This is a genomic window from Streptomyces sp. GL_141 (genome assembly GCF_057834385.1).
Map to the genome: position 1 here is coordinate 6,134,531 of NZ_CM174402.1, position 19,300 is coordinate 6,153,830.

Here is a 19,300-nt window from a genome sequence, read left to right on the forward strand (position 1 = left end):
CCGTGACGACCAACTCCGAGACGACCAACTCGGCGAGGCCCTCGAAGGCGGCCTCCGTCCGCCCGCGCGGCAAGCGCTCACCGCTCGCCTCCGCCGGACTGCACGCCACCCTGGCCGTCGCCGCCGTGATCGCCGTCTTCCCCGTGCTGTGGATCCTGCTGACCTCGCTCAAGCCCGCGAAGCACGCCATCTCCACGGACTTCGTCAAGGAACCGACGCTCGACAACTACAGCTACCTGCTGGAGTCGACCTCCTTCCTCTCCTGGTTCGGCAACTCCGTCCTCGTCGCCGGCATCACCACCGTCCTCGGGGTGTTCATCGCCGCCACCACCGGATACGCCGTCAGCCGCTTCAAGTTCCCCGGAATGAAGCCGCTGATGTGGACCCTGCTCATCACGCAGATGTTCCCGATGGCCATCCTCATCGTCCCCCTCTACAACCTCATGGGAGACCTGGGGCTGCTGAACCAGCCGCTCGGCCTGGTGATCACGTACCTCACCATCGCCGTGCCGTTCTGCGCCTGGATGATGAAGGGCTTCTTCGACACCATCCCGGTCGAGATCGACGAATCCGGCCGCGTCGACGGGCTCAACCCCTTCGGCACCTTCTGGCGCCTCATCCTGCCGCTGGCCAAGCCGGGCCTTGCCGTCACGGGCTTCTACGCCTTCATCACCGCCTGGGGCGAGGTCGCGTACGCCTCCGCCTTCATGGTCGGCGACGAGAACCTCACGCTGGCCGGCGGCCTGCAGACCTTCGTCACCCAATACACCTCCAACTGGGGCGCGATGAGCGCGGCTTCCATCCTCATCGCCATCCCCGCGGCGTTCTTCTTCCTCTTCGCCCAGCGTCACCTCGTCGCCGGGATGACGGCAGGCGCGACCAAGGGCTGACCAGCCCCCCGCGCGCACGGGCCGACCACCCGGTGCCTGCCCCCTCTCACCCCCGGCCCGACCCATTCAAGGACGACATGACCCAGCACCTCGCCGCCGAAACCTCGTGGGACGGCCTCCCCACCTCCACCGGCACCCTGCCCGGCTGGTGGAGAGAAGCGGTGATCTACCAGGTCTATCCGCGCAGTTTCGCCGACTCCAACGGGGACGGCATGGGGGACCTCGAAGGCATCCGCAGCCGACTGCCGTACCTGAAGGACCTCGGGGTCGACGCCGTATGGCTCAGCCCCTTCTACGCCTCCCCGCAGGCCGACGCCGGCTACGACGTCGCCGACTACCGGGCCATCGACCCCATGTTCGGCAGCCTCCACGACGCCGACGCCGTGATCCGCGAAGCGCACGAGCTGGGCCTGCGGATCATCGTGGACCTGGTCCCCAACCACTGCTCCGACCAGCACGAATGGTTCAAGCAGGCACTGCGCGAAGGGCCGGGTACGCCGCTGCGCGAACGGTTCCACTTCCGCGCGGGGCGGGGCGCGGACGGGGCCGAGCCCCCGAACGACTGGGAGTCCATCTTCGGCGGACCCGCCTGGACCCGGGTCGCCGACGGGGAGTGGTACCTGCACCTCTTCGCCCCCGAGCAGCCCGACTTCAACTGGGAACACCCGGCCGTCCAGGACGAGTTCCGCTCGATCCTGCGGTTCTGGCTCGACCTCGGCGCCGACGGCTTCCGCATCGACGTGGCCCACGGCCTGGTCAAGGCCCCCGGCCTGCCCGACCTCGGCCGCGGCGAACAGCTCAAGCTGCTCGGCAACCAGGTGCTGCCCTTCTTCGACCAGGACGGCGTCCACGAGATCTACCGCTCCTGGCGGAAGGTGCTCGACGAGTACGCCGGCGACCGGATCGGCGTCGCCGAGGCCTGGACGCCGAGCGCCGACCGCACGGCCATGTACCTGCGGCCCGACGAACTGCACCAGGCCTTCAACTTCCACTACCTGAACACCGGTTGGGACGCGGCGGCGCTGCGCGCCACCATCGACGAGTCGCTGGACGCGATGCGCCCGGTGGGCGCCCCGACGACGTGGGTGCTGTCCAACCACGACGTGGTGCGCCATGTGACCAGGTACGGGGGAGGGGCGGAGGGTCTGGCGAGGGCGCGGGCCGCCGCGCTGCTGATGCTGGCGCTTCCGGGATCGGCGTACGTCTACCAGGGTGAGGAGCTCGGGCTGCCGGAGGTCGTCGACCTCCCGGACGCCGTCCGCCAGGACCCGGCCTTCGCCCGCGGCGCCGGGCAGGACGGGCTGCGCGACGGCTGCCGCGTACCGATCCCGTGGTCGGGCACCGAGGCCCCGTACGGCTTCGGCGGGGGCGGCAGCTGGCTGCCGCAGCCGGCCGAGTGGGCGGGCCTGAGCGTGGCCGCGCAGACCGGCGACCCGGCCTCCACCCTGGAGCTCTACCGCACCGCGCTGCGCCTGCGCCGCTCGCACCCGGAGCTCGGCGCGGGCGACGCGGTCGAGTGGCTGGAGGCCCCGGCGGGCGTCCTGGCCTTCCGCCGGGGCGACTTCACCTGCACGGTCAACACCACGGACGGGCCCGTACGGATGCCCGCGCAGGGCACCGTACTGCTGGCGAGCGGGCCCCTGCCCGACCCGTCGGAGCTGCCGGCCGACACGGCGGTGTGGTGGCGGGGATGACCTCCCCGCTGCGGCTGACGGACATCGCCGCGCAGGCCGCGGTCAGCGAGGCGACCGTCAGCCGCGTGCTCAACGGCAAGGCGGGCGTGGCGTCCGGCACCCGGCACAAGGTGCTGGCCGCCATGGACCTGCTGGGCTACGAACGCCCGGTCCGGCTGCGCCGGCGCAGCAACGGCCTGGTCGGCCTCCTGACCCCGGAGCTGACCAACCCCATCTTCCCGGCGTTCGCCCAGGTCATCGAGCAGACCCTCGCGGGCCACGGCTACACCCCGGTGCTGTGCACGCAGACCCCGGGCGGGGCCACCGAGGACGAACTGGTGGAGCAGCTGGAGGAGCGCGGGGTCACCGGCATCGTGTTCCTGTCTGGCCTGCACGCGGACTCCTCGGCGGACCCTTCGCGCTACCAGCGGCTCGCGGCGCGCGGAGTCCCCTTCGTCCTCATCAACGGCTTCAACGAGCAGGTCCAGGCCCCCTTCATCTCCCCCGACGACCGCGCGGCGGCGGACATGGCCGTCCGCCACCTGGAGGACCTGGGCCACCGCAGGATCGGCCTGGCCATCGGGCCGACGCGCTACGTGCCGTCCGCGCGGAAGGAGGCGGGCTTCACCGCCGCCCTCCCGGCGGCGGCGGCCGAAGGCCTCATCCAGCGCACCCTGTTCACGGTCGAGGGCGGCCACGCGGCGGGCGGAGCCCTGCTGGACCGGGGCTGCACGGGCATCGTCTGCGGCAGCGACCCGATGGCCCTGGGCGTCATACGGGCGGCCCGCGAACGGGGCCTGCGCGTCCCGGAGGACATCTCGGTGGTCGGCTTCGACGACTCCCCGCTGATCGCCTTCACGGACCCCCCGCTGACGACGGTCCGCCAACCGGTCCGCGCCATGGCCACGGCAGCGGTGGGAGCCCTCCTGGAAGCAGTCGCCGGCACCCCGGTCCAGCGCACGGAGTACATCTTCCAGCCGGAACTGGTCGTCCGGGGGTCCACGGGCCAGGGGCCCGGGGGGTAGGGGATTGAGGGACAGGGGGGATAGGGGACGGGGGAGCTCTAGCTCGTGGGCTTGATCACCACGGCCGTGCCCACCTTGCGCTCAAGGGTCTGAGTGCCCCAGACGTCCATCGGCCTGTTGTAGAGGAGGTCCTTGGCGACCAGCGTGGTGTCCCCGCCGACGCCCAGCGAGAGCGCGTCCTTCGCGCCGAGCCACTTCATGACCTCTGCGGCTTCGTGGAGGGTGACGCCCACGCTGCTCTCGGGACGGCGCCCGTCGATGGTCACGAGGAGCAGCTCCCCCGCGGCCGTCACACCGGCGAGCGTGCGCGGGTGGCGCTGCACGATGCTGTTGTTGGGCTCACCCTTGACGTTGGTCATGCCGTTCGCGGTGGTGTTGATGAAGACTTCGCCGTTGCGCACCAGGGCGGGCCCGCCGCCGGCCACGGCCGACACCGTGGTCGTCGGGCTGGTGACGGACTTCCCGTCGGAGTCCAGGACGCTGGTGGTCGCCGTGAGCTTCATCTGGGGCAGTGCGTGTGCGCGCAGCCAGGCAGCGCCTGCGCCGATGCCCTGCAGTACCCGGCCTCCCGCCGGGATCGGGCCGCCCGCGGGGCTGCGGGTGGACTGGACGACCCAGTTGCCGTCCATGACGACGTCGATGCTGTCCGTCAGCGCCGAGAGCGGTGGGGGAGTCGTGGTTCCCCACTCCGGGCGGAAGACGATCACCTCGTCGGTGTCCGTGCACACCGTGTTGCGCCACGGCGCGAGTGAGGGCACCCCGTCGACGGCGCGGATGTCACCGCCGACGCCGCCGCAGCCGAGGATCCTGCCGGGCAGCCGGTTGATTCCGTCCACCGCGCGGCTGGATCCGTCCGGCGCCTTCACCTGGGTCTTCGTCGTGATCTCGGCAACGCGGGCATGGACGCCGGGGCCTTCCAGGAGGAGGGCCGTGCGGCCGTTGTTGGCCTCGCTGAGCAGGTTGTCGTTCTGCAGGTACAGGCCTTGCGGGTCCCCTGTGTACCCCGGGTGTTCGGGGCCCGTGGAAATGTCGAACTCGGATCCGTTCACGGCGACGAGAGCCTTGCTGAGCTTCGCCATGTCGCGCACGCTCTCGGCCGTTTGGACGTCCACACCGTGCACGGCCTCCAGGGAGACCTTGGCGCCGGGGGCAACCTTGATGACCCGTACCTCCCAGGGGCCGGAGCCGACCTTGCCGTCCTCCGCCGTGTAGACGACGCGACCCGGATGGCCGGCCTCCGCCAACCACCCTTTGAGTCGTTCGGCTTCGGTCCGCTGCTCGGGTTGGAAATTGCCCACCCGGACGGTGTGTCCCATGCCCTTGAGTTCGGGGGTGTCCACCGTCGAGTGTGCGTCAAAGGTGTCCACCCGGCCCGCGAATCCCTTGTCCGCGAGCGTGTTGACGAGATTCTGGGCGTGTTCCTTGTTGCCGACCTGCCAACTCGACGGCGCCCCGGCTATCGGTATCTCCAGCCACACGGACCAGAAGTCCTTCGCCTCGCCCTGCCAGTACTTCTGGTAGGTGACACCTTCCACAAGCGTGTCGGGGGTGCCCACCTTGGTCTCCAAGGTGCTCGGGCCGAGGGGCATGTGGGTGCTCTGGTCTTCCGCCGAGGCTCCGCCGCTCGAGGACAGAGCGAGCAGGGAGGTCAGGGCGACTGCAGATACCAGAAGTCTGCGGGGCGTGCGCAAGTGAACTCGATTCAGGCTGTCAGGCAAGGGAGTTGCGCCCGAACCCTTGTTCGTGACGCCGTCAGGGAATGTACCGGACAGGCCGGTCGCGGACCGTCACGGACGGTCACGGGTGTGATGTGGCGGGGCAGGGTGGGTTGAAGGCGAGTGACGTGAAGTGGTGGGCCCATTGGGTTCTGGTGATGCGGGGGTGGGCGCTGGCGCAGATGCGGGTGGTGACTCTGGTCGGGTCGGTGTCCCACAGGCGGATCGTGAAGTCGTTGCCGCCGGTGGACAGGGTGGTGCCGTCCGGGCTGAAGGCCACGGCCGGTACGGGGTTCGCGTGGCCCGTGAGGACGGTGGGGGTGGTCGCACCGTTCACGTCCCAGAGCAGGGCCTTGCCGTCCGCGGCGCCGGCCGCCAGGCGGCGGCCGGACGCGTCGAAGGTCAGGCGGTAGAGCCAGGAGCCGGATGCCGGCAGGCGTTTCACCTTCACCGGGTGGTCGGCGGCGTCGGTTTCGATCAGCCACACCGTCTTGTCCGTGCGGTGGAAGGCGGCCAGTTTGTGGTTGTCGGGGCTGAACACGGCGCCGGTCAGGGGCTCGGACGGGAACGGGGACGGCAGTTCCCGGGGGGTGCGGGGGTTGCTGACGTCCCACAGGCGCGGGGAGCCGGACTCGCCGCTGCTCGTCAGCAGGGTGCGGCCGTCCGGGCGGAACGAGGCCATCGTGACGCCCGGGCCGTTCTCCGCGATCCGGCTCAGCCGGGTGGGTCGGGCGGGATCGGTCAGGTCCCAGAGTCCGGCCGTGCCCAGGGCCCAGACGGCCAGGAGGCGGCCGTTCGCGGCGAAGTCGACGCCGCCCACTTCTCCGGCGCCGGGGGTGAGGACCGATGTCAGTTGGGGTGTGCGGGGATCGGTCACGTTCCAGATCCGGACGGTGGCGTCCTCGCTGGCCGTGGCGAGGGTGCGTCCGTCCGGGCTGAACGCCACGCAGCGGACGAACCTGGTGTGCCCGTGCAGGACCGACAGCGGCCACAGGGCCCGGCCGCCGGTGACCTGCCAGAGCCGTGCGGTGCCGTCCCAGCTGGCGCTGGCGAGCAGTCGGCCGCCGGGGGCGTACGCCAGGGACGTGACCACGTCGTCGTGGGTTGCGAGTGATAGATCGCGTAGGTCCAGCAGCCGGTCGGAGGTGGCCAGTACGTGGCCGTCCGGGCTGAACGCGGTCTGGTAGAAGCCGCCCTGGATCGTGCTGGTCCGTTTCGGGTTCGTGGGGACCGCGACGTCCCAGAACTGGGTGGAACCCCCGGCCGAGACGAGGGTGGAGCCGTCCGGGCTGAAGGCCACCGACCAGACGATCGCGGGATGGACGGGTAGGACGGCGGCCGGTGGCTGCGTTCGTGCGAGGTCCCAGATTCGTGCGGTGCGGTCCCAGCTGCCGGTCGCCATGGTCCTGCCGTCCGGGCTGAAGGCGGCCGAGGTCACCGTGTCGGTGTGTCCGCGCAGGACGTCGAGGAGGGTGGGATCAGCGGGGTCGGTGACGTCCCACAGTCTGGTGGTGGTGTCGCCGGTCGTTGCCAGTGTGTGGCCGTCCGGGCTGAACGTCGCCGAGGTCAGCGCGTGGGTGTGGCCCGGCAGGGTGGCCAGGAGGTGTGGGTGGCGGGGATCGGCCGCCTTCCAGAGCCGCGCCGCGCCGTCGGCGTGGCCGGTGGCCAGCATGCCGCCCGGTCCGTACGCCACCCAGGTCGGCGCGGACGCCTGGTCCGGCAGCGTGCTCAGCTCGGTGGGCGCACGCCGGTCCGTCACGTCCCACAGCCGCACCGAGCGTTCGCTCGCCGTGGCCAGGACGTGGCCGCCCGCGTCGAACGCCACCGACATCAGCCGCTCCGGCTGGTTCAAGACGGCCAGTTGTACGGGGTGATGGGAGTCCGTCACGTTCCACAGCCGGACCGTGCGGTCCCAGCTCGCGGTGGCCAGGACCCGGCCCTCGGGAGCGAAGGAGACCGAGACCACGTCGGAGGTGTGGCCGGTGACACGGCTCGTGTACGGCGTCGCGAAGGCGCTCATGAGCTGGTCGCGGACGTCGCCGGTGGCCGCCAGCCGGTGCGCGGCCAGGTTCAGCTGCGCCGAGAGGGAGGGGTCCTGCCGCCGCACCTCGGCCGCGTCCGCGGCGGCCTTCCGGGCAATGGCCACGTTGCGCTGGCGGAGGGCCGAGTCGCGCGAGTCGACGGCCAGTCCGCCCGCGGTCGCCGCGATGACCACCAGGACCGTGAGCAGCGTGACCAGCTGCCGCAGGCGGACCGACCGCCGCCTGACCGCCGCCATATCGCCGGCCTGCGCTTCCCGGCTCGCGTCGAGGAAGCGCCGCTCCCTGGAGGTCAGCCGGCTGCCGTCCGCCGCGGCCAGGTCCAGTGCCGCGGCCAGCCGGGCACCCCGGTAGAGGGCGTGCGGGTCGCGGTCCTGGACCTCCCAGCCGGCCGTCGCGTCCGTGAGCTGCCGGTGCAGCAGCAGCCGGTCCCGGTCTTCGGTCAGCCAGCCCCGCAGCCTCGGCCAGCACCGGATGATCGCCTCGTGGGTGATCTCGACACACCCTTCGTCCAGCGTCACCAGCCGTTGCCGGGCCAGGGATTCGAGCACGAAGGCGGTGTCGGGGGTCGGGTCCAGCTCGCCCCTGGTGATGCGGCGCCGGGTGTCCTCCGTACCGTCGCCCAGCGCGGTCAGCCGGAGGAACAGCGAGCGGGCGAGGTCCTGCTGTACGGGGGACAGCCCCCGGTAGGCGGCCTCGGCGGTCTGGGCGAGCGCGTGCTGGATGCCGCCGGCCGCCAGATACCCGTCCAGGGTCAGGCGGCTGCCGCTGCGACGGCGCCAGGTCTCGACCATCGCGTGCGAGACCAGCGGCAAGGCACCCGGCTGACCGGTCGCGTCCGCGACCACGGCCGCCAGCAGCGGGCCGGTCACCGTGCAGTCGGCGAGCATCGCCGGCCGGGTGACGGCCTCGCGCAGTTCCTGACTGCTCATCGGACCGACCGCGATCTGCGCGTCGCGCACCGCCTCGACCAGCCGGGGGTCCTGGACGCAGTGGCCGTAGAAATCGGCGCGCACGCCGAGGACCACCCGGGTGCGGCTGGTCTCCGCCGTGGCGGCCGCGATCAGCAGGGCGATGAACGCGTCCCGTTCGTCCCGGTCCGCGCAGAGGGTGAACACCTCCTCGAACTGGTCGACCACGATCAGCACGTCGACGTCCGGAGCCCGGTCGATCACGGCCTGCCGGATCCGCAGGTGCAGCGCCGCGGGATCGTCCAGCAGCTCGGCCACCAGCGCGCCGGGAGCCGCGCCCGTCTCCGCGGCGAGGTGGACGGCGCACTCCTCCACGGGATGCGAGCCCGGCGTGAACAGCAGCACCGGCCACCCCGATGCCCGCGCGCGGGCGACGAGACCCGCCCGCAGCACCGAGGACTTCCCCGATCCGGACGGTCCGAAGACCGCCAGGAACCGGCGGTCGCGCACCTTCGCGAGGACCTCGGCGGTCAGCCGCTCGCGCCCGAAGAAGCGGTCGGCGTCTTCCGGCTGGAACGCCGACAGCCCCGCGTACGGTGCGCACTGCCGGCCGGTCTCCGCGGGCTCGGCGTCCTGTGCGCGCGCGGCGATCTCGGCGGCGACCGCATGCCACCGGGCTTCCCATTCGAGGCGGTCGCCCTGGCACGCCTCGACGTACGCGAGCGTGACGCCGAGGCTCGGGAACGTGTGCCCGCCCGCTGCGTCCGACAGGGTCGTGGACGAATAGTGCGCCCTTTTGGCCAGGGCCCGATAGGGCGGCCGTCCCGCTTCCTCGCGCAGTTTTCGAAGGTCGGCGGCGAACTGTGTCAGCGGTCCGGTGTCCGGGTCGAGCGGCCGTTCGGGGCGGGGCATGACCTTCCTTCCTGCGCCTTTGCGCAGTCGTGATGGGTGGTGTTTGTCCAGCTATTGATGTCCGGAATCCCCGTTCCGGCGCCGGACATCAACAGGCGGCTAGACATGGCCCAGCGCAACCTGCGCAAGGCGACACGAAGGAGAATCCATGAGGTCTGTACGGCGACTGATGCTTCTGCTGGCGGCCACCGGTCTGCTGGCCGGCGCCACGTTGACGGGCACACCCGCGTCTGCCGCGGCGCCCCTCCTCAAGTCCCACCTGAACGGGAGGTGCGCCGACATCTTCATGTACCACCAGGAGAACGGCGCCTCCGTCGTGACGTACGACTGTCACGGCGGCTCCAACCAGCAGTGGTACTGGGACGGCGAGCAGATCCGTTCCAACCTGAACGGAAAGTGCCTCGAGATCTACGGCCCCCACATGGAGGACCAGGGCTCGGTGAGCATGTGGGACTGCAACGGCGGCCGCCACCAGAAGTGGTTCCGCAACGGCGGCGAGATCCGCAACCGGGTGAACGGGAAGTGCCTCGACATCCTGGGCGGCCGGTCCGACAACGGCCAGCTCCTGGTCAGCTGGAGCTGCAACGGCGCGCGCAGCCAGAGCTGGGACTTCTGAACGCCGGCCCGGTCCGGCACCGCACGTGCCGGACCCGGGCCCCCGTTTCGAATTCAGATCACCAGAAAAGAGGGTGGCGCATGTCCTTTCAGGCGATGGAGAACGAGCGAAACCAGCATTCCGGAACCGAGGGCCCGGCCCGGCGGACGTTCCTGTCCAGGGCGCTCGGTGTGACGGCCGGTCTGGCGGTGGCGGGCGCCTTTGCCGTCCCGGCGGCGGCGAAGGAATCCAATTCCCTGGCGAACCAGTCGAACTGGCGCTTCTGCGCGAAGTGCTACGGCCTGTTCTTCTACGGCTTCCAGGACAACGGCCGCTGTCCCGCCGGCGGGGCCCACAGCCGGCAGACCAACAGGCCCGACTACGACTTCGTCATCCCCCACGACGTGCCGGAGACGCCGACGGCCCAGCGCAATTGGCGCTTCTGCGTCAAGTGCTACGACATGTTCTTCTACGGCTTCCAGGACAACGGCCGCTGTCCCGCCGGCGGCGCCCACAGCCGCCAGCCCTCGGCCGACTACGACTTCGTCATCCCCCACGACGTGCCGGAGACGGCGACCCGCCAGCGCAACTGGCGCTTCTGCGCGAAGTGCTACGTGATGTTCTTCTACGGCTTCCAGGACAACGGCCGCTGCGCCGCCGGCGGGGCCCACAGCCGCCAGACCAACAGGCCCGACTACGACTTCGTCCTCCCGCACCCATAGGCGGGTGCCCGGCGATCCGACGCGCCCACCAACCCCGACGGGCTGGTGGGCGTTCGCGCGCCCCCACGCCCGACCCCGGTCGGAAACAATTCTGCAATCTCTTGCGCAAGGTCTTGCAGCCGTTCCGCCGGGCACCTACGGTCGCTGCAATCCCCAACTCGGCCGTGACCGGTCCCCACCCGGTCCTGTGCCTCTCCGCCAGGAGGAACACCGCATGCCAACCCGTGCCCGCGCCGTCAGAGCCGCCGCCGCGCTGCTCTCCGTATCCGCCGTCACCGCCGTGGCCGCCCTCGCCGTCGTCGGGGGGCCCGCCCCCGAGGCCGTCGCCGCCGCCCCAGGTGAGAAGGACGTCACCGCCGTCATGTTCGAGTGGCGGTTCGACGCCGTGGGCAAGGCCTGCGGGGAGAGCCTCGGGCCCGCCGGGTACGGCTACGTCCAGGTGTCGCCCCCGCAGGAGCACATCCAGGGGGGTCAGTGGTGGACCTCGTACCAGCCCGTCAGCTACAAGATCGCCGGGCGGCTGGGTGACCGTACCGCCTTCAAGGCCATGGTCGACGCCTGTCACGCCGCCGGCGTGAAGGTCGTCGCCGACTCCGTCATCAACCACATGGCGGCCGGGGACGGGACCGGAACGGGCGGGAGTTCGTACACGAAGTACAACTACCCCGGCATCTACTCCGGCGGCGACATGGACGACTGCCGGTCCTCGATATCGAACTACCAGGACCGCGGGAACGTCCAGAACTGTGAGCTCGTCCAGCTCGCCGACCTGGACACGAGCGAGGAGTACGTGCGCGGCCGGATCGCCGGCTACCTCAACGACCTGCTCTCCCTCGGCGTCGACGGCTTCCGCATCGACGCCGCCAAGCACATGCCCGCCGCCGACCTCGCCAACATCAAGTCCCGGATGTCGAACCCGAACGCCTACTGGAAGCAGGAAGCGATCCACGGGGCCGGCGAGGCGGTCTCGCCGAGCGAGTACCTCGGGAGCGGGGACGTGCAGGAGTTCCGCTACGCACGGGACCTCAAGCGGGTGTTCCAGAGCGAGAACCTCGCCTATCTGAAGAACTTCGGGGAGGCCTGGGGGCACATGCCCTCCGGACAGTCCGCCGTCTTCGTCGACAACCACGACACCGAGCGCGGCGGCGACACCCTCAGCTACAAGGACGGGTCCGCCTACACCCTGGCGAGCGTCTTCATGCTGGCCTGGCCCTACGGCTCTCCCGACGTGCACTCCGGCTACGAGTGGACCGACCGGGACGCCGGACCGCCGAACGGCGGCGCCGTGAACGCCTGTTACACCGACGGCTGGAAGTGCCAGCACGCCTGGCGGGAGCTCTCCTCCATGGTCGGCTTCCGCAACTCCGCGCGGGGCCAGGCCGTCACCGACTGGTGGGACAACGGGGGCGACCAGATCGCCTTCGGCCGCGGGGCCAAGGCGTACGTGGCGATCAACCACGAGGGCTCGGCGCTGACCCGGACCTTCCAGACCTCCCTCGCGGGCGGCGACTACTGCGACGTGCAGAGCGGCCGCACGGTGACCGTGGACTCCGGCGGGCGGTTCACCGCCACCCTCGGGGCCGGGACGGCCGTCGCCCTGCACGTGGGCGCCCGCGGGTGTGGCGGCACCGCCAGCCCGAGCCCGACGCCCACCGCGACGCCCACCCCCACCGCGACGCCCACCCCGACGCCCACTCCGACCGCCACCACCGCCGCCGGTGCCTCCTTCGCCGTCAACGCCACCACCGTCGTCGGCCAGAACATCTACGTCACCGGTGACCGCGCCGAGCTCGGCAGTTGGAACACCGGCGCCGCGCTCAAGCTCGACCCGGCCGCCTATCCCGTCTGGAAGCTCGACGTCACGCTTCCGCCCGGCACGGTCTTCGCGTACAAGTACGTCCGCAAGGACGCCGCCGGGAACGTCACCTGGGAGAGCGGAGCCAACCGCTCCGCCACGGTCCCCGCCAACGGCAAGGTCACGCTGACCGACACCTGGCGCAACTGACCCTCCCGCCCCACCCCGTCCCGCACCCGAGGAGATCCGCCTTGATACGCCCCGCCCTCGCCGGCGCCGCGGGAGTGCTCGCCGCCACCCTGGCCGTGACGCTCCTGCCCGCCCTGCCCGCCGCCGCGGCGGCCGCCGCCAAGGCGCCACCGCCCCCGCCCTCGGACGCCAAGCTGGCGGCCGAGGCCGCGCGGCACGACCTGACCCGGGACCAGTTCTACTTCGTGCTCCCGGACCGGTTCGCGAACGGCGACCCGCGCAACGACCGGGGCGGGCTGACCGGTTCCCGGCTGGAGACCGGGCTGGACCCGGCGGACAAGGGCTTCTACCAGGGCGGGGACCTCAAGGGGATCACCGACCGGCTGGACTACATCAAGGGGCTCGGCACCACGGCCATCTGGATGGCGCCGATCTTCAAGAACCAGCCGGTGCAGGGGACGGGCAAGGACGTCTCGGCCGGCTACCACGGGTACTGGATCACCGACTTCACCCAGGTCGACCCGCACTTCGGGACCAACGCCGATCTGGAGCGGCTGATCGACAAGGCGCACGCGAAGGGGATGAAGGTCTTCTTCGACGTCATCACCAACCACACCGCCGACGTCGTCGACTACCGGGAGGCGTCCTACGGGTACCTGTCCAAGGGCGCCTTCCCGTACCTGACCAAGGACGGGGAGCCGTTCGAGGACGGCGACTATGCGGGAGGGAAGGGGAAGTTCCCGAAGACCGACGGCGACTCCTTCCCCCGCACCCCCTTCGTCCCCGCGGCGAAGAAGAACCTGAAGGTCCCGGCCTGGCTCAACGACCCGACGATGTACCACAACCGGGGCGACTCCACCTTCGCCGGGGAATCCTCCGACCAGGGCGACTTCTTCGGCCTCGACGACCTGTGGACCGAGCGTCCCGAGGTCGTGGAGGGGATGGAGAAGATCTACGAGAAGTGGGTCGAGGAGTTCGACGTCGACGGCTTCCGGATCGACACCGTCAAGCACGTCGACACCGGCTTCTGGACCCAGTGGGCCACCGCCCTCGACGCGTACGCCGCGCGGCACGGCCGCAAGGACTTCTTCATGTTCGGCGAGGTCTACTCCGCCGACACCGCGATCACCTCCCCGTACGTGACCCGGGGCCGCCTGGACGCCACCCTCGACTTCCCGCTCCAGGAGGCGATCCGTTCGTACGCCGCCCAGGGCGCGGGAGCCGGGCGGCTGGCCTCGGTCTTCGGCGACGACTACCGGTACACCACCGACAAGGCGAACGCCTACGAGCAGGTCACCTTCCTCGGCAACCACGACATGGGCCGCTTCGGCACCTTCCTGAAGCAGGACCGGCCGGGGGCCGGGGAGCAGGAACTGCTGGACCGGTACCGGCTGGCCAACGAGCTGATGTTCCTCTCCCGGGGCAACCCGGTGATCTACTCCGGCGACGAGCAGGGCTTCACCGGCGCGGGCGGGGACAAGGACGCCCGCCAGCCCCTCTTCGCCTCCAAGGCGGCCGACTACCTGGACGACGACCAGCTCGGAACGGTGCGCACGCATGCGAGCGATGCTTACGATCCGGAGCACCCGCTCTACAAGCAGATCAGTGCTCTCTCCAAGCTGACCAAGGACCACCCGGCCCTCCGGGACGGCGTCCAGAGTGAACGTTTCTCCGACGGGTCGGCCTACGCCTTCGCCCGCACCGACACCCGCACGCGCACCGAGTACCTGGTCGCGGCCAACAACGCCACCGCGCCCCGCACCATCGACCTCGACGCCCCGGCCGGCGTCCAGTACGCCGCCCTCTACGGCGGCACGGCCACGCTGATCCGCTCCTCCGCGGCCGGCAAGCTGACCGTCACCCTCCCGGCCCTCGGCTCCGTGGTCCTCCGCGCCACCACCCCCGCCGCCAAGCCCACCACCCGGCCCGCCCTCACCCTGAAGGCCCCGGCCCCCGGCGCCACCGGCACCGTCGAGCTCTCCGCCGAGGTCACCGGCGACCCCCTGAGCCGGGTCGTCTTCGCCGCCCAGACCGGCACCGGCACGTGGCAGGTCCTCGGCTCCGCCGACCACGCCCCGTACAAGGTCACCCAGTTCATCGATCCGGCCACGGCCGCCGGCACCCCGCTGCGGTACAAGGCCGTGGTCGTCGACTCCGCCGGCCGCACCGCGAGCGCCCTCGCCGCCTCGGCCACCGGTCAGACCCCGCCCGCCGAGGTCCCCACCGCCACCCAGCGCGACTACGCGATCGTCCACTACAACCGCCCCGACGGCGACTACACGAACTGGCGCCTCTTCGCCTGGGGCGACCTCGCCGAGGGGGAGACCACTCCCTGGCCCGCCGGCCACGACTTCACCGGCCGCGACGCCTACGGCGCCTTCGCCCACGTCAAGCTGAAGCCCGGGGCGAGCAGCGTCGGCTACCTCGTCATCGACAAGGACGGCACCAAGGACGTCGCCGCCGACCGCACCATCGACGTGACGAAGACCGGCGAGATCTGGCTCGAACAGGGCAAGGAGCCCGCCCGCACCGACCGCCCCGCCTACCCGCCGCAGGACCAGTCGAAGGCCGTCCTGCACTACCAGCGCCCCGACGGCGCCTACGAGGGCTGGGGCCTGCACGTCTGGACCGGAGCGGCGACGCCCACCGACTGGTCCAAGCCGGTCCTCCCCACCCGCACCGACTCCTACGGCGCCGTCTACGAGGTCCCCCTCGCCGCCGGAGCCACCAGCCTCAGCTACATCCTCCACAAGGGCGACGAGAAGGACCTCCCGTCCGACCAGTCCCTGGACCTGAAGAGCAACGGGCACGAGGTGTGGATGCTGGGCGGCAAGGAGAAGTACCTCCTCCCGCAGCCCGCCGGGTCGGCCGCCGCCCTGGACCTCACCAAGGCCCAGGCCGTCTGGATCGACCGCGACACGGTCGCCTGGAACGCCCCGCCCGCCGCCGCCTCCCTCCAGCTCCTCGCCTCCCGCGAAGGCGCCGTCAAGGCCGAGAACGGCACCCTGACCGGCCGGGCCCAGTGGCTCCGGCTGGCCAGGACCGAGCTGAGCGCCGCCCAGAAGACGAAGTACCCGCACCTGGCCGCGTACGCCGCCTACACCGTCGACCCGCGCGACCGGGACCGGGTCCGCGAAGCCCTGCGCGGCCAGCTCGTGGCCAGTGCCCGCGCCGCCAACGGCGCCGTCCTCGCCGCCACCGGAGTCCAGCTCGCCGGGGTCCTCGACGACCTCTACACGACGACCACCGCCCTCGGCCCCGTCTTCAAGGACGGCCGCCCCACGCTCTCCGTCTGGGCCCCGACCGCCCAGCAGGTGAGCCTCGAACTCGACGGCGGCCGCACCGTTCCCATGCGCCGCGACGACACCACCGGCGTCTGGTCGGTGCGCGGCGACCGCGACTGGACCGGCAAGCGCTACCGCTACGCCGTCACCGTCTGGGCCCCGAGCACCGGCCAGGTGGTCCGCAACCTGGTCACCGACCCGTACTCCACCGCGCTGACCACGGACTCCGCGTACAGCCTGGCCGTGGACCTCGCCGATCCGAAGCTCGCCCCGCCCGGCTGGCGCGAGCTGAAGAAGCCCGCGCCCGTCCCCTTCACCTCCGCGCAGATCCAGGAGCTGCACGTCCGCGACTTCTCGGTCGCCGACCGCACCACCACCCACCCCGGCCAGTACCTGGCCTTCACGGACACCGCCTCGGCGGGCATGGGCCGCCTGCGCGACCTGGCCGCCGCCGGGACCTCGTACGTCCACCTCCTGCCCGCCTTCGACATCGGCACCATCCCCGAGAAGCCCGCGGACCGCACCGAACCCGCCTGCGACCTGAAGGCGTACGCCCCCGACTCCGAGGAGCAGCAGGCCTGCGTGGCCGCCGCGGCCGCGAAGGACGCCTACAACTGGGGCTACGACCCGCTGCACTACACCGTCCCCGAGGGCTCGTACGCGAGCGACCCCAACGGCACCGCCCGCACCGTGGAGTTCCGGCGGATGGTGCAGTCCCTGAACGGCGCGGGCCTGCGCACGGTCATGGACGTGGTCTACAACCACACGGTGGCCGCCGGCCAGTCCGACAAGTCGGTGCTCGACCGCATCGTCCCCGGCTACTACCAGCGGCTGCTGGCCGACGGCTCCGTCGCCACCTCCACCTGCTGCGCCAACACCGCCCCCGAGAACGCCATGATGGGCCGCCTCGTCGTGGACTCGGTGGTCACCTGGGCCAAGCAGTACAAGGTCGACGGCTTCCGCTTCGACCTCATGGGCCACCACCCGAAGGCCAACATCCTGGCCGTGCGCGCCGCCCTCGACGCGCTGACGCTCCAGAAGGACGGGGTCGACGGGAAGAAGATCGTCCTCTACGGGGAGGGCTGGAACTTCGGCGAGGTCGCCAACGACGCCCGCTTCGTGCAGGCCACGCAGCAGAACATGGCCGGCACCGGCATCGCCACCTTCTCCGACCGGGCCCGCGACGCGGTCCGCGGCGGCGGCCCCTTCGACGAGGACCCGCGCGTCCAGGGCTTCGCCTCCGGCCTGTTCACCGCCCCCAACGCCTCCCCGGCGAACGGCACCCCGGAGCAGCAGCGCGTCCGGCTCCTCCACGACCAGGACCTGATCAAGGTCGGGCTGACCGGCAACCTCGCCGGGTACGCCTTCACGGACTCCACCGGCCGCGCGGTCAAGGGCTCCGAGGTGGACTACAACGGAGCCCCGGCCGGGTACGCGGCGGCCCCCGGCGACGCCCTCGCGTACGTCGACGCCCACGACAACGAGACGCTCTTCGACGCCCTGGCGTTCAAGCTCCCGGAGGGCGCCTCGACGGCCGACCGGTCCCGCGCCCAGGTCCTGGCGATGTCCGTCGCCGCCCTCTCCCAGGGCCCTGCCCTCTCCCAGGCGGGCACCGACCTGCTCCGCTCCAAGTCCCTGGACCGCAACTCCTACGACAGCGGGGACTGGTTCAACGCCATCCACTGGGACTGCAAGGACGGCAACGGCTTCGGCCGCGGCCTGCCCCCGGCGGCCGACAACCGCCCGAAGTGGCTCTACGCGAAGCCCCTGCTGGCAGCGCCCGCACCCGGCTGCGCGGAGATCGACGGCGCCTCGTCCGCGTACCGGGACCTGCTGAAGATCCGTACGACGGAACCCGCCTTCGCCCTCACCACCACCGAGGCGGTCCAGGCGAAGCTGGCCTTCCCCCTCTCGGGGACCGAGGAGACCCCGGGCGTGATCACGATGACCCTGGGCGACCTGGTGGTGGTCTTCAACGCCACCCCCGCCGCCAGGACCCAGCGGGTACCGGCCCTCGCGGGCACGGCCTACGCCCTGCACCCGGTCCAGGCCTCGGGCGCGGACCCGGTGACCCGGCAGGCGGCGTACGACCCGGCGAAGGGAGAGTTCGCCGTCCCGGCCCGCACGGCGGCCGTCTTCAAGCGGGGGTGACCCGCCGGGACGGGTGGGGTACGGGTCAGGCCGGGTCGGCCGTCAGGCCGAGTTGACCAGGGTCAGCTGGTCCAGCCGCTTCTCCAGCAGGATCACCCCGTACACCTGCCCGTCCTTGCCCACCTTGTGGGGGAACTCCCCGACCACCCGGTAGCCCGCGGACTGGTAGTACGCGACCAGCCGGGGGTTCGTGGAGACGCAGTCCAGCCGCGCCCGTTCGCGGCCGGCCCTGGCGATGCGCCGCTCGAAGTGTTCGAGCAGCCGCCGGCCGGCCCCGGCGGGCGCGGCCTCGCGTTCGACCATGAGCCGGTGCACGTAGCCGGCCACGGGCGGCTGGATGCCCCAGGCGTCCTCGTCGGACCACCACAGTTCGTACGCCCCGACGGCGTGCCCGTTGCCGTCCGAGGCGATCCACGCCTCGCCCTCGCGCATGACGGCCCGGAAGTGCGCGAGGTCCTTCTGCCCGGGCTTCCACTGGTCGATCCCGTGCGCGGCCATCCAGCGGGCGGCCTGGTCGTACAGGGCCACCAGCGTGCCGGCGTCCTTCTCCTCGGCCAGCCGGAACACGATCCCGTCGTCAATGATCACGCGGGCATTATTGCGCACCAATCGATCAAGGACGGTCCGTCACCGCGGACCGGGCACCGAGGGGCCGGACCCCGTGGGGCCGGGCTCTTTGGCGCCGGGCTCTTTGGGGACCAGGGCCACCAGCCGCCCCACCAGTTCCCCGAACGGCCCGTCGGCCGGCTCGTCCACGAGGATCCGTACGAGGATCCCCGCCATCTCCGCGTCGTAGGCGGCGCTCACCGCGGCCAGCGCCGCGAAGTCGTGCACGAGCTGCAACTCCAGCTCCGCGCGCGGGATCCGCCGGCCGTCCAGCCAGATCAGCGCCGTCGACTCGGCCAGCGACACCCAGGAGCGCACCACGAGTTCCAGCCGGGCGGGCGGCGCCTTACGGTCGACGCCCAGGTGCGCGAGGATCTGCTCGTACGCCGCCTGGCGGACCTCGTCGATCATCGCGTTGGCCCGGCTGCTGCCGACCGCCGGGCCGCCCCGCATCAGCGCCGAGAAGCCGGGCCCGTGGTCGTCGACGAAGGCGAAGAACCGCCCCATGACCCGGAGCAACCGCGCCCCGAGCGGCCCCTCCCGGGGCTCCACGAACCGCAGCGCGAGCTCGTCGGCCGCCCGCCGCAGCGCCGCCTCGTAGAGGCTCAGCTTGCCGGGAAAGTAGTGGTAGACCAGCGGCCGCGATATCCCCGCGGCCGCCGCGATCTCGTCGATGGACACATCGTCGGGCGACCGGTGGCTGAACAGCTCCAGCGCCACCCCGATCAGCTGCTGCCGCCGCTCCTCGACACCCATCCTGCGCCGCACCCCGGTTGTCATGCGGACACCCTAC

At 71.5% G+C, this 19,300-nt stretch carries 11 protein-coding genes; 7 read left to right on the forward strand and 4 right to left on the reverse strand.

Features of this window, described 5'->3' with window-relative positions:
* Positions 1-2 precede the first annotated feature (2 nt).
* The 3 genes from AC3IX6_RS27200 to AC3IX6_RS27210 all read left to right on the forward strand — a co-directional run bounded on the left by AC3IX6_RS27200 (position 3) and on the right by AC3IX6_RS27210 (position 3,588).
* The gene (locus AC3IX6_RS27200) at positions 3-890 is read left to right on the forward strand and encodes a sugar ABC transporter permease (RefSeq protein ID WP_489365448.1); all 888 of its coding nucleotides are present in this window, start codon (positions 3-5) and stop codon (positions 888-890) included.
* A 77-nt stretch (positions 891-967) separates the two neighbouring features.
* On the forward strand, positions 968-2,584 hold the full coding sequence (locus AC3IX6_RS27205) for a glycoside hydrolase family 13 protein (protein WP_489365450.1): 1,617 nt from the start codon (positions 968-970) through the stop codon (positions 2,582-2,584).
* Positions 2,581-3,588 carry a LacI family DNA-binding transcriptional regulator gene (locus AC3IX6_RS27210; RefSeq protein ID WP_489365452.1) on the forward strand — a complete coding sequence of 336 codons (1,008 nt, stop codon included), beginning with the start codon at positions 2,581-2,583 and terminating at the stop codon, positions 3,586-3,588. Before AC3IX6_RS27205 ends, AC3IX6_RS27210 begins: the two co-directional genes overlap by 4 nt.
* A 38-nt stretch (positions 3,589-3,626) precedes the next feature.
* Here AC3IX6_RS27210 and AC3IX6_RS27215 read toward each other — a convergent pair whose 3' ends face one another.
* Both AC3IX6_RS27215 and AC3IX6_RS27220 read right to left on the reverse strand, forming a co-directional pair.
* Entirely contained in the window at positions 3,627-5,177 is a 1,551-nt protein-coding gene (locus AC3IX6_RS27215; protein ID WP_489365454.1) for a phosphodiester glycosidase family protein, read from the reverse strand.
* A gap of 208 nt (positions 5,178-5,385) precedes the next feature.
* Positions 5,386-9,165 (reverse strand): nSTAND1 domain-containing NTPase, encoded by a 3,780-nt coding sequence (locus AC3IX6_RS27220; RefSeq protein ID WP_489365455.1) that lies wholly within the window; start codon positions 9,163-9,165, stop codon positions 5,386-5,388.
* A gap of 148 nt (positions 9,166-9,313) precedes the next feature.
* Here AC3IX6_RS27220 and AC3IX6_RS27225 point away from each other — a divergent pair, with 148 nt between their 5' ends.
* The 4 genes from AC3IX6_RS27225 (at position 9,314) to pulA (ending at position 17,901) form a co-directional block, all read left to right on the forward strand.
* Entirely contained in the window at positions 9,314-9,781 is a 468-nt protein-coding gene (locus tag AC3IX6_RS27225; protein ID WP_489365457.1) for an RICIN domain-containing protein, read from the forward strand.
* Positions 9,782-9,861: 80 nt separating this feature from the next.
* Positions 9,862-10,482, forward strand: coding sequence for a hypothetical protein (locus AC3IX6_RS27230; RefSeq protein ID WP_489365459.1), 621 nt, complete (start codon positions 9,862-9,864; stop codon positions 10,480-10,482).
* Positions 10,483-10,696: 214 nt separating this feature from the next.
* Complete coding sequence (locus AC3IX6_RS27235) at positions 10,697-12,487, forward strand: carbohydrate-binding module family 20 domain-containing protein (protein WP_489365461.1); 1,791 nt, start codon at positions 10,697-10,699, stop codon at positions 12,485-12,487.
* Positions 12,488-12,528: 41 nt separating this feature from the next.
* The gene (gene pulA, locus AC3IX6_RS27240) at positions 12,529-17,901 is read left to right on the forward strand and encodes a pullulanase-type alpha-1,6-glucosidase (RefSeq protein ID WP_489365462.1); all 5,373 of its coding nucleotides are present in this window, start codon (positions 12,529-12,531) and stop codon (positions 17,899-17,901) included.
* Between the two features lie 42 nt (positions 17,902-17,943).
* On the opposite strand, the gene AC3IX6_RS27245 is transcribed toward pulA, so the two are convergent.
* Both AC3IX6_RS27245 and AC3IX6_RS27250 read right to left on the reverse strand, forming a co-directional pair.
* The gene (locus AC3IX6_RS27245) at positions 17,944-18,489 is read right to left on the reverse strand and encodes a GNAT family N-acetyltransferase (protein ID WP_489365464.1); all 546 of its coding nucleotides are present in this window, start codon (positions 18,487-18,489) and stop codon (positions 17,944-17,946) included.
* A 39-nt stretch (positions 18,490-18,528) separates the two neighbouring features.
* Positions 18,529-19,287 (reverse strand): TetR/AcrR family transcriptional regulator, encoded by a 759-nt coding sequence (locus AC3IX6_RS27250; RefSeq protein WP_489365466.1) that lies wholly within the window; start codon positions 19,285-19,287, stop codon positions 18,529-18,531.
* Positions 19,288-19,300: the final 13 nt, after the last annotated feature.